This is a genomic window from Trichococcus flocculiformis (assembly GCF_900113645.1).
GTDB lineage: Bacteria > Bacillota > Bacilli > Lactobacillales > Aerococcaceae > Trichococcus > Trichococcus flocculiformis.
The window spans coordinates 143,742-157,218 of sequence record NZ_FOQC01000002.1 but is presented as its reverse complement, the minus strand read 5'-3'; the positions used below and the strand labels follow the sequence as shown (position 1 = coordinate 157,218).

The following is a 13,477-nucleotide window of genomic DNA, read 5'->3' as shown; positions in this document are numbered from 1 at the left end:
AAACATTACGTTAGCAGGAGGAAAAACAGTGCCAAAATTAGTTGATTTAAAAGCAAAACCATATAATCTGAGCGACAAACAGGTCGCTTGGGTAAACGAAACGATCGCCGGCATGACCGATGAGGAAAAAGTAGGGCAATTGTTCACGAACCTTTTCTTCTTCGGAAATGATGCCTTCTCAGGAAATGACTTCACCAACCAGGAAATCGTTGAAAAATTCCACATCGGTGGCGCACGCTATCACGGCAATTCGAAAGAAGATATCCAAGATCTATTGAACGACCTGCAATCCATGTCCAAGATTCCTCTGTTGGTGGCTGCGAACTGCGATTCAGGCGGAAACGGCGCTTGCAGTGAAGGCACATACATCGCTTCCGGTGCCCAGGCTGAAGCTGCAGGCGACCTTCAGGTTTCTTACCATGCCGGATTGGTTTCCGCGCGTGAAGAAAAAGCTTTAGGCGTCAACGTCAACTTTGACCCATGTGTGGACATCCTTTACAATTGGAGAAACACAATCGTCAATACGCGTGCTTACGGCACGGATGCTGAAACTGTCATCAAGTACACAAATGCTTATTTGGACGGATTGACTGCGGAGAACGGCGAAAACATGGAAGATGGCGTGATCCAGTGCATCAAACACTTCCCTGGCGACGGAACCGAAGAACGCGACCAACATTTGGTTTTGGGAGTGAATGAATTAAGTTCTGAAGAATGGCGCGCTTCATTCGGTAAAGTGTACCAAAATCATATCGATCGCGGCGTTGAAATGATCATGGCAGGACACATTGCTGTCCCTGCTTTGCAAAAAGAATTGAACCCTGCTTTGGAAGACAAAGATATCATGCCTGCAACATTGGCTGAAGAATTGATCCAAGATGCATTGAAGACTGAACTAGGCTTCAACGGCTTGGTCATCACGGATGCAACGCACATGTTGGGTATGACGTCCGCTATGCGCCGTGAAGATTACGTTCCGAAATCGATCGCTGCCGGCTGCGATATGTTCCTGTTCTTCAACAACATCGAAGAGGACTTCGGCTTCATGCTGAAAGGTTACCAAAACGGCGTCATCACGGAAGAACGTTTGACTGATGCTTTGCGTCGTATCTTGGGCTTGAAAGCTAAATTGCACTTGCCTGAAAAACAAGCAAACGGTACTCTGTTGCGCACGCGTGAAGATTTGAACGTCATCGGCTGTGAAGAACATCTGCAATGGAGAGCGGAAGCTGCTGATAAAGGGATCTCTTTGATCAAAGATACCCAAAACAACTTGCCGATCAATCCAGTCGACCACAAACGCATCCGTCTTTACATGCTGGAAGGCGAAAAAGGCGGCATCACGGATAACGGTTCGAAAGCGCAACAACTGTTCGTGGATGAACTGACGAAACGTGGCTATGAAGTGACTGTAAATGAACGCGGCTCTCGTGTTAAAGGCGCAACTTTGAAATACCGTGACGAAGTTGATTTCGCTTTGGAAGTTGCTGACATCGCTGGCTACGGAGCACAAAATAATTACCGTATCCAATGGAGCACTGCCATGGCAAATGAAGTTCCTTGGTTTGTTTGGGAAGTTCCGCATGCCTTCGTATCATTGAACTTCACGACACACCTGCATGATGCGACTATGGTGAAGACATTCATCAATGCTTACCACAACAATGAAGAAACCATCAAACAAGTCATTGATAAACTGGAAGGCAAATCCGAATTCAAAGGCGGCCACAACGACCTCGTTTGGACCGACAAATGGCAAGCAAAATTATAATCAGTGTGTGATGAATCCTGAGCTCAGAGTTTGAGCACTAACGAGGTTCAGGACCAAACAGCCTGGTCTTGGCTGAGTGGGCCTGAACAGCGTTAGGCGGAGAACTCTAGGATTCAGAACCGTTCTAAAACAGAGTGTGATGATTCGCGTTTAGATACCCGGACGTTGGAGCACCCAGCGTAGTGAACCTCTTTTGTTCACCACGCTGGGTGTGAAACGGGAGCGGTATCTGCGAATCAGAACTCAACTACTAGGATACGATGAATTGCGTTTAGAGGGTGAGCACTAAGGGGACATTACGAGAACGGCCGCTTTTTGGCCGTGACGTAATGTCAACTTAGGCGGAACCCTCTGCAATTCAGAGTTCAACTAAAAAGTGTGCGATGAATCCTGAGCTCAGAGTTTGAGCATCTGAATCGTGACCATTGAAGCAATGTACCATTTTGTTCACAAATCACCCAAAACACTGTTGTACCAAATAAAGTCGAGAAAATTTTTCTCGACTTTGTTTTTTTGAACAACAAAAAGCACTCTTGGTCAATGATTTAAATAATCTAAGCATTCCAGGACATTGAATTGTAAACGCTGTTATTTTATACTTTGAAGTGTCAAAGAGAGGGAGGTGACACGTATCGTTGAAAAATTGTTGATCGGATACCACGTCAAAGGACAAGCATATGCCCTTGACTTCCATACACATCCGCAATATGAAATATTCTTGTTCCATGGCGGAAATTGTCGGTTCCTGGTCGGTAATAAAATCTATTATCTTCAGCCTGGCGACTTGCTGATGATGGATGGGATGACGGTTCACCGTGCCTACGTAATTGGAGACAAGGATGCCTATGAACGCAGCATCGTCCATTTCGATGCCGACTGGATCACCCCTTTACTGAATGATCTGAACATTGACTATTTGTTGCGTTTCTTTACTGAAAATCGTAACGGCCTCATTCGGACTTTCCGAAAGAAGAATGAACTCCTTTTAGAAAATGCTATCCGGGAAATGAATCATTTGCAGCAGTTGGACCAATCCTATGCAAATGAAGCGAAACGCAAACTGGCTTTAGTCCAGTTGCTTCTGATGATAGATTCTTCAACGGATAAGATCGTAGAAAAAGGACAGGCTTATGTCGATGAAAAGACACAGATAGCCGAAAAGGTTTCGGAATATATTTTTAAGCATTACCGGGACTCGTTCAACATCGATGATATCGCCTCTGCCCTTAATTTGAGCAAATCCTATTTGTCGCATGCTTTCAAAGAAATCACAGGAAACACGATCATGGCTTATGCGATGGGATACCGGTTATCCCAAGCGTGCACGGCACTATTGATGGAACCAACCAAATCGATCAAAATGATTTCCGGCGAATGTGGGTTTGAAAGCGATGCCCATTTCAGCAGATATTTTAAACAGAACATCGGCACTACACCCAGTAATTACAGGAAAAATAATAGAATCAGCATACAAAAAGGAGAATGATGAAAATGACAGAAAAAGTGAAATTAGGAATTATTGGTTATGGTGCAGAAGGCGGTATGTACGCAGGGTTCTTCAAGAACAACGATGAGCGCCTGAACGATAATATCGAGTTGGCAGCGGTCTGCGACATCGATCCTGCTAAAAAAGCGAAAGTCGCTGAAGACTTCCCTGGACTGCCTTTCTTCGACAATTACCTGGACCTTTTGGAATCCGGTATTGTAAACGCAATCGTAACGACTGTTCCGCACTATGACCACTGCGTGATGGGGATCGCTGCACTTGAACGCGGCATCCACTTATTGGGAGAGAAGCCGGCGGGTGTTTATACGAAAGATGTGGAGCGTTTGATCGAAACATCGAAAAAACACCCGGAAACTACTTTTGCGATTTTCTTCAATCAACGTACAAACCCACTTTACCGTAGAGTAAAACAATTGATGGATGAAAAAGCGATCGGCGACTTGCAGCGTGCTACTTGGATCATCACAACTTGGTGGAGACCGCAAGGCTACTACAATCAAAGCGCATGGCGTGCAACCTGGGGCGGAGAAGGCGGCGGCGTTCTTGTGAACCAAGCTCCTCACCAATTAGACCTGCTGCAATGGATCTGCGGAAAGCCTGAAAAAGTCTACGCGAAACTGCAATATGGCGCAGGCCGTAACATCGTTGTTGAAAATGAAGTGAATGCACTCTTGGACTTCGGCAACGGCGCTACCGGTTCATTCATCACTTGCACAAACGATATCGTCGGCACGGACCGCTTCGAAATCTTTGGGACGAAAGGGAAAATCATCGTTGAAGATTCGAAAAAACTGATTGTGAAGCAATTGACTGCTCCGGAAGCTGAACTGTCCGAAAATATGGACATGCAGGATGTCATGAGACTCTTCATGGGACAGGTCAACATGGAGGACTACGTAAAGGTCACTGAAGAAGAATTTGTGACGCCTCAAGGACTGCAACACATTTCTGTGTTGAATAATTTTGCAGATCATACCGTAAACGGGGAGCCTTTGTTGGCCAATGGCGAAGAAGGCATCAACGGGGTGACCTTGGCGAATGCGATGCACTTGTCCTCTTGGTTGGATAAAGAAGTGGATTACAATGTGGATGGCGACCTGTATTTGGCTGAATTGAACAAACGCATCGCTGAAGAAGGAAAATTCGAACAAAAAAAATAAGAAAGTGACGTGATCAGGGATGTTAAGAGCGGCAATAATCGGATTAGGAGATGTATCGCCTGTCCACAAATATGCTATCGACGTCAGTGACAACGGTGAATTGGTTGCGGTTTGCGACGTAAATGAAGCCTTGAAGACCAAATATCCTGATGTACCTTTTTATACAGACGTAGAAGCGATGTTGGAAAAAGAGGATTTGGATGTTGTACATATCTGCTTGCCGCACTATCTGCATTATCCGGTCACGAAACTCTGTGTTGAAAAAGGCGTGCACGTTTTCCAGGAAAAACCTTTGGCTTTGGATTATGAGGAAGGCTTGAAGACGCTCGCTTTGGCAGAGGAAAGCAGCAAGAAAATCGGCGTGTGTTTCCAAAATCGTTACAACGAAACGTTTTTGGAACTCAAAAGATTACTCGCGGACGAAAACGTCGGAGCTGTGACGGGGGTAAAAGGCTTGGTGGCATGGCATCGGCCTGAAACCTACTACACCATCAAACCATGGCGCGGTCAGATGGAATTTGCCGGCGGTGGATCCATCATCAATCAAGCCATCCATACGCTTGATCTGATGCAGGTTTTGGGCGGCGAAATCGACCGATGCAAAGCCAGTCTGTCCAACATCACGGACTATGACATCGAGGTCGAGGATACTGCCGTCGCGAATTTCACCTTCAAGAACGGGGCGCGCGGATTTTACATGTCGACCAATGCCTATGTCGAGAATTCCAGCGTAGAATTGCAGGTCATCACCGAAAAGGCGAAATTCACGATCAAGGATAACTGTCTTTACCGCACGAATAGTTCGGGTGAAAAAGAACTGCATCTGCAGGACACACCGATTGAAGGAACAAAATTTTATTACGGACCAAGTCATTCTGCACTGATCCAGCGTTTCTACAATGCAATCGAAGCAGACTCGGATGACTATGTGACGGTCCGTGATGCTTTACCGGCGATGCTGATGATCGATGCAATGAAATTGTCATCAAAAGAAAAACGTACAATCGAAATGGAGGAAATCATAAATGGCTAAAGTTAAGATAGGTGTACAAGCGTCAACGGTCAAAAAGAGTTTTGAAGAAGTAGGACCTTATGAAACACTGAAGAAACTGCACGAAATCGGCTACAATTCGATTGAAATTTCGCAAGTGGCGACAACGCCTGAGAACATTGCTGAAATTCAAAAAGCGACCGCTGATTTCGGCATGGAAGTAGCTTCCATGAGTGCCTCCTTGAAACCGCAAGTAAAAGACGGCGAATCTTTGATGACACACTATGATAAAATCGTAGCGGACTGCAAAGCCGTGGGAACGGACCTGTTACGTATCGGCATGTTACCGATCGACGCGATGGCCAGTCTGGATAAAGTGTTGGAATTCTGCCATGACGTCAATGAAGTGACGCAAAAGCTGAAAGAAGACGGAATCACCTTGTATTATCATAACCATCACATCGAATTCCGCAAATATGACGGTAAATTCCTGCTGGACATCATTCGCGAAAAAGCGCCATTGTTGGGCTTTGAGTTGGATGTTCACTGGGTGCAACGTGGAGGTGCAAACCCACTGGAAGTCATCAAAGACTACAAAGGCAAAGTGGAATTGATCCATTTGAAGGACTACCGTATTGCTGAAATCCCACAAGATGGCTTCGATGCTTTATATAGTGGGGATCTTGCCAAATTTATGGATTACTTCACAAATACAATCCAATTCGCTGAATTGGGAACAGGCAGCCTACCTTTGAAAGAAATCATCGAGGAAAGCATCTCATCAGGTGCTCGCTACCTATTAGTGGAGCAGGATGACACGTATGGAGTGGATCCGTTCGAAAGCTTGAAAATATCCCGTGAGCACCTATTGGAATTGGGCTACGGAAACCTGTTCTGATAAAAGCGATGAAGAAGTTCGGAGAGGATTCTCTTCGGACTTCTTCCTATAATAATGAAGGAGGTCATACGATTGGGAAATAAAGATGGAATGAATTATGCTCCGAAAGGGAAAATAAACAGAGTAGTGGAACCGGGAGCGTTCAACGTGGGCGTTACGGCACTGGACCACGGACATATCAACGGCATGACGAACGGGTTGATTGAAGCCGGCGCTACAATCAAATATGTCTACGATCCGGATGCGGAAAAGGTAGCGAATTATCTGGAATCATTCCCGGATGTTACCGTTGCGGAGTCTTTGGAACAAATTTTGGAAGATCCGGAAATCCAGTTGGTTGCCGCTGCTGCTGTGCCTAACTTGCGCAGTGCGTTGGGAAATCGAGTCATGCGGGCAGGGAAAGACTATTTCACGGACAAGACCGGCTTCACGACACTGGAACAACTCGAAGAGACCAAAAAAGTAGTTGCAGAGACCGGTAAAAAATATTGGGTCTATTTCAGCGAAAGACTGCATGTGGAAGGTGCTGTATTTGCCGGCCAGTTGATCGAAGACGGCAGAATCGGCCGTGTCATCCAAGTGACCGGTTTCGGGCCGCATCGATTGGATAAAGAAAAACGTCCGGATTGGTTCTTCAAGAAAGAACAGTACGGCGGCATTTTGGCCGACATCGGCAGCCATCAGATTGAGCAATTCCTTTACTATACGGGAAATACCGATGCCAAAGTGCTGCACAGCAAAGTCGGAAACTACAACAATCCGAATACACCAGAATTGGAGGACTACGGTGACGCTACGCTGATCGGGGACAATGGCGCAACCTTCATCTTCAAAGTGGACTGGCTCACACCGGACGGACTCGGAACGTGGGGCGATGGCCGCACGTTCATCACCGGAACAGAAGGAACGATCGAAATCCGCAAATACATCAACGTAGCGACGGAGCAGACCGGCGATCACCTCTTCTTGGTGACGAAGGATGGCGAGGAGCACTATTCCTTGACAGGCGAAGTCGGGTTCCCGTTCTTCGGCGAAATGATCTTGGACTGCATCAACCGCACCGAAAATGCGATGACACAGGAACATATCTTCAAGGCGCAAGAATTATGCCTGAAGGCGCAGGAACAGGCACTGAACATCACTGCTGCAAGTCTATAAAAAAGTTTTCCCTTTCTTTGCTGCTGGGTGATCCGGATGGCGAAGGAAGGGTTTTTGTTGGTTTCGGGTTGGATGAGCATGCAACTTGAACTATGGCCGACAGCTTGTTATGATGCGGAAGAAGAATTATTGAGAATGAGGTGAAAGGATGCAAACATTGATCATCGTCAGCCATCCGACGCTGGCTGATTCGAATCTGCAAAGGTTTCTGTGGGAAAGTCTTCCGGCTGAAGGAGTGACGTGGTATCATCTCGAGTCGGTTTATCCGGATGGACAGGTCGATCGGGAAGCCGAACAACAGCAATTGCTCCAGTATGACCGCATCATCTTCCAATTTCCGTTCTATTGGTACAGCTCGCCAGCTCTATTGAAGCAATGGCAGGATGTCGTTTTGACAGATGACTTTGCCTACGGAACTGACGGAGGCAGGTTGTCGGGAAAAGAATTCGGCCTCGTTTTGGCACTCGGTGTGAATGAGCGCGAATACCAAGCCGGAGGTAGGGAAGGCTTCACGATTTCCGAACTGACCCGTCCTTACCAGGCGTTGGCGAAAAAATGCGGCATGGTGTACCTGCCGACGCTCACCGTTTCTAAATTCGATTACCTGAACGACAGCAAGAAGAAAGAGTTGCTGATCGCTTACCAGCAATACCTTACCAAAGACAATGATGCCAGCCTCAAGGCTTCAGAAAACTGGTTCAAACGCCAACTGCAGTCGCTTGGGCAAGTGGGACTTTCCGAAGATGACCAGCAACTGGTGGAGTATCTGCTTGCCATTTTGGAGGACAACCGTGAGCAATTGGATGACTTGGCGTGGACATTGGCACAGATGGAAGGCAATCAGTTTGGATAAAAGTAAAGCGGGGGACGAAAATGGAGACTGAAAATTGGGTGCAGGAACAACTGAATCACTTAATGGCAGCAAGTAAAGATTACCGGCAAAAAGCACTTTTCCAGGAAACGAAGAAGCTTTTCCAAGAGCAGTATCAACGGATCGAACAAATGGAGGGCGAATTGGACGGGCGGATCTGGAGCCCGAAAGAGTGGTCGGATTAGATTGCGGCATCGACTTTACCTTACTTCGACTGTCAGCTCCGGGAAACGGGGGCTTCACCGGAGTTCAGACGATATTCTGAGTTATTCTCCGGCAAGCGTAGCTTCGTCGTAGTTGGGGGTGGAAGTTATCGATGTACTCCGGCGAGTAGAAGTCTGGACGGAGCTGCATACGCATATTCCGTTTCGCTCATCCGGTCAGCGGCAGCTGGCCGCGCTCTTTAGGGACAAAAAAGATAGACACTTCACCTTTTTATGGGTAGTGTCTATCTTTTTTGTTTTTATTTGATTGGCAATTGGTAGACGTAATCGTCCATCACGAAGCCGCCTCCAATGGGGGAGACGATGGATTCCGTGCGGACAAAACCGTATTTTTCGTAGAATGCGATGGAACCTTCATTATATTTGTTGACGGTAAGCTCCAGAACTTTTTTCCGTTTTTGCTTTGCCAAATCGACCATTTTTTGCATGATTTGATAGGCGTAGCCTCGCCCACGGGCTTCCTTCAGCAAATAAAGTTTACTGATGAACAGCTTGTCGTCCTGCAATTGGATAGCCAGGTAACCGGCGGATTGCCCCTCGCTTTTGATGAGGAAATAATCCAATTTTCCTGTTTCGATATCTGCTTCCATATTCGCTTTGGACTGGATGTTCTCCAACATATAGGTTACTTGTTCCGGACCTAGAATCGGCAGATAGTATTCATGCCAGATGATGTCAGCCAAGCGGGACAGCTCGTTGATCTGCTCCATGCTTTCGACAGGTTCCAGCCGGAGTGACGTTTCGCGGGAAAGCAGCTGCGGGGTCGTCATATCAAGACACCAACTTTACCAGGAAATATTTCTTTTTGCCGCGGCGCACGAGGATGAAGCGGCCTTCGAAAGAGTTTTCGGCAGTGATGACGAATTCCAAATCCGTGACTTTATCGCCGTTGATGGAAATGGCGCCGTTTTGGATGTCTTCGCGTGACTGGCGGCGTGACGGTTCGATTCCCAGATCGACCAACCAAGTGACCAATTCCTGTTCCTTCAGGTCGGACTCAAAAGTCGGCATATTTTTGAAGCCTTCAGCGATTTCATCGGCAGTCAATTCCTTCACTTCGCCGGTAAACAGGGCTTCGGTGATCTTTAGAGCGTCCTGCAAAGCTTGTTCGCTGTGGACGAAGCGCGTCATTTCGGATGCCAAAACTTTTTGGGCTTCGCGTTTATGCGGCTCTGTTTCCACTTTTTCAGTCAGAGCATCAATCTCTTCCTTCGAAAGGAAAGTGAAGTATTTCAAGTATTTGATGACATCACGGTCGTCTTGATTCACCCAGAATTGGTAGAATTCGTAAGGGGTCGTTTTCTTAGGGTCCAACCAGACAGCACCGCCAGCAGTCTTGCCGAATTTCGTGCCGTCTGCCTTCAGCATCAAAGGAATCGTCAAGCCGAAAGCTTTTGCTTCCGTGCCTTCTTTTTTACGGATCAGATCCAAGCCGGCAGTGATGTTGCCCCATTGATCCTGACCGCCGATCTGAAGGTTGACGCCTTCATTCTGGAAAAGGTGCAGGAAGTCCATGGACTGCAGAATCTGGTAAGTGAATTCCGTGAAAGAAATACCGGTATCCAGACGGCTGGCTACGATATCTTTGGCCAACATCGCATTGATGTTGAAGTTCTTGCCGAAATCACGCAGGAAATCCAACAGCGTCAAATCTTTTGTCCAGTCATAGTTGTTGACGAGACGGATGTCGGCTGAACTGTCGGAAAGGAACAGTTTTTTCATTTGAGCGGTCAAAGCATTTGCATTCTCAACGACTTGATCCATCGATTGCAGAACCCGTTCCTCGCTCTTTCCGCTTGGGTCGCCGATCGAACCGGTTGCGCCGCCGATCAGGATGACGGGTCTGTGTCCTGCCAGTTGGAATCTCTTCAATACGATGAAGGGAATCAGGTGTCCGATATGCAGGCTGTCGCCGGTAGGGTCAACGCCGCAATAGAGGCCGATCTGCTCCTCCTCCGTTAATTTGCGTAAGCCTTCCGCGTCTGTTTGTTGATTGATGGCACCGCGCCATTCTAGCTCGTCGATGATATTCATGTGCTTCATTCCTTTTCTCATAAATTTATATGCAAAAAAATCCCTGTCCAGACAAGAAAATTCTTGTTTGAACAGGGACGATAGTTACCGTGTTACCACCCAGCTTGCAGAGTCATCCGAATCGGAAAAACTTTGCCACTCTGACATGTATCGTATGCCGGACGCTTATGCGCATAAGAAAGCTCCAAAGTGTAATTCGAATCCAGGTTTGCATCAGCTTCCACCAACCGCTGACTCTCTATGGGACAAAATCCCGATTCTACTGTCTTTTTCATCGCTTTTTATTGTATTGGTTAATTGCCGTAAGTATAGCGCAGCAAAACTTCAGATGTCAACCGTGACAATAAAAAAAGCAATGTTACATAAATGTTACAAAGTGGGGAAAGGTAGGAAATATTACTGATTACGCGGATTCAGATACATTAGGCCCGCCGTTTTACAGAAATGTTACAGTTAGGATACAACTTGTCGAAACCGGGTTAAACGAAAAAAAACTATGTTATGATTCATTATGTTGATGAATCTTAAGAAAAACTATAAAAAGTTAAAAGATATATAAGAATTATAACTAACGACAATCGAATGTAAGTGGAGGAATTAGACTTGAAGAAGAAATTAGTGGCTATCGCATTAGCAGGTACGATCCTTGCAACAAGTATAGTAACGCCTTTTACAGCTCAAGCAGATGAAATCTTAACAAAAATCCAACAGCAAGAAACTAAAATTTCTGAATTGGACAGCAAACAAAGCACGGCAGAAGAAAACTTGTCTGCAATCACTGCAGAAGTTGATGCAGCCGAAAAAAGAGCGGATACTCTTTTGGCAAACCGCGTAAAGACACAAGATGAGATTGTTGCTTTACAAGAAGATATTGCCGAATTGCAAGTTGTCATCGCACAACGCGAAGAACAACTGGATGAGCAAGCAAGATCTGTTCAAGTGAACGGTTCAAACGAAAACTACTTGAATTTTATCGTAGCATCCGAATCTTTCACAGATTTGGTATCCCGCATCGATGTTGTTTCAAAAATGGTTTCAGCCAATAAAGAATTGGTAGAGCAGCAAATTGCGGATCAAAAAGCTGTTGAAGATAAGAAAAGTAAAACTGAAGAAAACTTAAGCAAAATTAATGCAATGGCTATGGAGTTGGAACAACTTAAAGGCGATTTGCAAGTGAAGAAAATCGAACAGGAAAGCGCAATTGCCGCTTTGGCTGCTGAAAAAGCAACGGCTGAATCCGACCGTCAAATGTTCTTAGCGCAAAAAGAAGAAGCTGACCAAAGAGCCGCCGCAGAAGCTGCTGCCATTGCCGCTGCTGAAGCTGCCGCAGCAACTGTAGCTGCAACAGTCGCACAAGCAAGCTCAGAAGAATCTTCAACCGCTGCTTCATCCGTTGATATTGCATCAAGCACAGTTGCAAGTTCCGAGTCGGCTGCTCCTGCTCAAACAGTTGCCGCTGCACCAGTTGTTGAAAGTGCACCAGTTGTGTCTGCTCCTGCAGCAGCTGCACCAGTCGTCAGCGCACCAGTTGTGTCTGCGCCAGTCGTGACTGCACCAACATTATCGGCACCAACAGGCGATGTTGTTTCCATTGCCGCAAAATACATCGGCGTTCCTTATGTATGGGGCGGAAAAACACCGTCAGGCTTTGACTGCTCTGGCTTCACGTCTTATGTCTTCAGAGAAGCATACGGCATCGAAATCGGTGGCTACACAGTTCCTCAAGAAAACTCAGGTACACAGATTGCTGTATCATCCGCACAAGCGGGAGATTTGATCTTCTGGGGTTCAAGAGGCGCGACTTATCACGTTGCGATCTACGTAGGCGGCGGACAATACATCCACGCTCCGGCACCAGGCCAAACGGTTACTTATTCTTCTTACAACCTTTCCGGCGCATCATTTGCCGTACGTGTTGCAAGATAATCCAAAATTCACGACAGTCCTCCGGGGCTGTCTTTTTTTGATTTTTGCGTAGTATGAAGAGAAGCTGTTGACCTTAACGCAGCGTGAAGGTGTAAGATAGGATCATCGGAGGGGATAGAATGGAATATACAATCCAAAAATTGAGCCGATTGGCCGGCGTCAGCACGAGGACGCTGCGCTTCTATGACGAAATCGGCCTGCTGAAGCCCAAACGCACCAGTTCCTCTGGCTACCGCATCTATGGTGAGACAGAGGTGGACAGGCTGCAGCAGATCCTGTTCTTCAAACAGTTGTCTTTTTCGCTTGATAAGATCAAAGCCGCGATGGATGATCCGGCATATGATGCGGAACAATCATTGGTCGCACATAAACAGGCGCTGTTGGAGAAAAAGAAGGAAATCGAATTGCTGATCAAAACGGTGGATGCTACGCTTGAAGAAAAAAGAGGAGGCAGAAGGATGAGCGACAAAGAAAAATTCGAAGGCTTGAAGAAGGAACTGCTCGACGAGAACGAAATCCGCTACGGGCAGGAAATCCGCGAAAAATACGGAGAAAAGACCGTAGCGGCTTCGAACAATAAGTTCGCAGGAATGAGCGAAGCGGATTTTGACGCAATGCAGGAGATGGCAGCACGCCTGCAGGAGATGCTGACGGAAGCGATGGCTACGGGGGATGCCGGCGGAGAGGCTGCCTTGGCGGTTGCTGCGCTGCATAAACAATGGCTGAGCTATACTTGGCCGAGCTACTCTCCGGAAGCGCATCGTGGACTGGCCCAGATGTATGTCGACGACGAAAGGTTCACGGCATACTACGACAAAGCATCAGGCAAAGGGGCCTCTGCATTTTTGCGGGATGCGATCCACAACTATACGGATAAGTGACAAATGCTGGATGATGCTGTAGAGGCCGGGAGCTGTAATTTGCTTTCGGCTTTTTT

The 13,477-nt window shown here is 46.8% G+C and carries 12 protein-coding genes and 1 other annotated feature; of the genes, 10 read left to right on the top strand and 2 right to left on the bottom strand.

Annotated elements, in window-relative coordinates:
• The first annotated feature begins 28 nt into the window (after positions 1-28).
• From BMZ71_RS01735 to BMZ71_RS01700, 8 genes are all read left to right on the top strand, one after another.
• Positions 29-1,771: a glycoside hydrolase family 3 protein gene (locus tag BMZ71_RS01735; RefSeq protein WP_086987861.1), complete on the top strand. Its 1,743-nt coding sequence runs from the start codon at positions 29-31 to the stop codon at positions 1,769-1,771.
• A 622-nt stretch (positions 1,772-2,393) separates the two neighbouring features.
• Positions 2,394-3,257 (top strand): AraC family transcriptional regulator, encoded by an 864-nt coding sequence (locus tag BMZ71_RS01730; protein ID WP_068559069.1) that lies wholly within the window; start codon positions 2,394-2,396, stop codon positions 3,255-3,257.
• Positions 3,258-3,262: 5 nt separating this feature from the next.
• Complete coding sequence (locus BMZ71_RS01725) at positions 3,263-4,438, top strand: Gfo/Idh/MocA family protein (protein WP_086987962.1); 1,176 nt, start codon at positions 3,263-3,265, stop codon at positions 4,436-4,438.
• Between the two features lie 19 nt (positions 4,439-4,457).
• Positions 4,458-5,471 carry a Gfo/Idh/MocA family protein gene (locus BMZ71_RS01720; RefSeq protein ID WP_086987862.1) on the top strand — a complete coding sequence of 338 codons (1,014 nt, stop codon included), beginning with the start codon at positions 4,458-4,460 and terminating at the stop codon, positions 5,469-5,471.
• Positions 5,464-6,327 (top strand): sugar phosphate isomerase/epimerase family protein, encoded by an 864-nt coding sequence (locus BMZ71_RS01715; protein WP_068559065.1) that lies wholly within the window; start codon positions 5,464-5,466, stop codon positions 6,325-6,327. The genes BMZ71_RS01720 and BMZ71_RS01715 overlap by 8 nt, the downstream gene beginning before the upstream one ends.
• A 72-nt stretch (positions 6,328-6,399) precedes the next feature.
• On the top strand, positions 6,400-7,485 hold the full coding sequence (locus BMZ71_RS01710; RefSeq protein ID WP_086987863.1) for a Gfo/Idh/MocA family protein: 1,086 nt from the start codon (positions 6,400-6,402) through the stop codon (positions 7,483-7,485).
• Between the two features lie 148 nt (positions 7,486-7,633).
• Positions 7,634-8,338: an NAD(P)H-dependent oxidoreductase gene (locus BMZ71_RS01705; protein WP_086987864.1), complete on the top strand. Its 705-nt coding sequence runs from the start codon at positions 7,634-7,636 to the stop codon at positions 8,336-8,338.
• Between the two features lie 20 nt (positions 8,339-8,358).
• Positions 8,359-8,541, top strand: a complete 183-nt coding sequence (locus BMZ71_RS01700) for a hypothetical protein (protein ID WP_086987865.1) — start codon at positions 8,359-8,361, stop codon at positions 8,539-8,541.
• A 278-nt stretch (positions 8,542-8,819) separates the two neighbouring features.
• Here BMZ71_RS01700 and BMZ71_RS01695 read toward each other — a convergent pair whose 3' ends face one another.
• The gene (locus BMZ71_RS01695) at positions 8,820-9,350 is read right to left on the bottom strand and encodes a GNAT family N-acetyltransferase (RefSeq protein WP_086987866.1); all 531 of its coding nucleotides are present in this window, start codon (positions 9,348-9,350) and stop codon (positions 8,820-8,822) included.
• 1 nt (position 9,351) lies between these two features.
• Positions 9,352-10,614 (bottom strand): tyrosine--tRNA ligase, encoded by a 1,263-nt coding sequence (tyrS, locus tag BMZ71_RS01690; RefSeq protein ID WP_086987867.1) that lies wholly within the window; start codon positions 10,612-10,614, stop codon positions 9,352-9,354.
• Between the two features lie 70 nt (positions 10,615-10,684).
• Positions 10,685-10,898 (bottom strand) — a binding site (T-box leader).
• A gap of 319 nt (positions 10,899-11,217) precedes the next feature.
• On the opposite strand from tyrS, the gene BMZ71_RS01685 reads away from it, so the two are divergent.
• Together BMZ71_RS01685 and BMZ71_RS01680 are read left to right on the top strand one after the other, a co-directional pair.
• The gene (locus tag BMZ71_RS01685; RefSeq protein WP_086987868.1) at positions 11,218-12,540 is read left to right on the top strand and encodes a C40 family peptidase; all 1,323 of its coding nucleotides are present in this window, start codon (positions 11,218-11,220) and stop codon (positions 12,538-12,540) included.
• A gap of 119 nt (positions 12,541-12,659) precedes the next feature.
• The gene (locus BMZ71_RS01680) at positions 12,660-13,421 is read left to right on the top strand and encodes a MerR family transcriptional regulator (RefSeq protein WP_086987869.1); all 762 of its coding nucleotides are present in this window, start codon (positions 12,660-12,662) and stop codon (positions 13,419-13,421) included.
• Positions 13,422-13,477 lie beyond the last annotated feature (56 nt).

What these genes read in the sequence shown, in the direction of transcription:
- BMZ71_RS01725 (WP_086987962.1), top strand. Translation starts at nt 3,263, where the DNA reads ATGACAGAAAAAGTGAAATTAGGAATTATTGGTTATGGTGCAGAAGGC.
- BMZ71_RS01720 (WP_086987862.1), top strand. Translation starts at nt 4,458, where the DNA reads ATGTTAAGAGCGGCAATAATCGGATTAGGAGATGTATCGCCTGTCCAC.
- BMZ71_RS01715 (WP_068559065.1), top strand. Translation starts at nt 5,464, where the DNA reads ATGGCTAAAGTTAAGATAGGTGTACAAGCGTCAACGGTCAAAAAGAGT.
- BMZ71_RS01705 (WP_086987864.1), top strand. Translation starts at nt 7,634, where the DNA reads ATGCAAACATTGATCATCGTCAGCCATCCGACGCTGGCTGATTCGAAT.
- BMZ71_RS01700 (WP_086987865.1), top strand. Translation starts at nt 8,359, where the DNA reads ATGGAGACTGAAAATTGGGTGCAGGAACAACTGAATCACTTAATGGCA.
- BMZ71_RS01695 (WP_086987866.1), bottom strand. Translation starts at nt 9,350, where the DNA reads ATGACGACCCCGCAGCTGCTTTCCCGCGAAACGTCACTCCGGCTGGAA.
- tyrS (WP_086987867.1), bottom strand. Translation starts at nt 10,614, where the DNA reads ATGAATATCATCGACGAGCTAGAATGGCGCGGTGCCATCAATCAACAA.
- BMZ71_RS01680 (WP_086987869.1), top strand. Translation starts at nt 12,660, where the DNA reads ATGGAATATACAATCCAAAAATTGAGCCGATTGGCCGGCGTCAGCACG.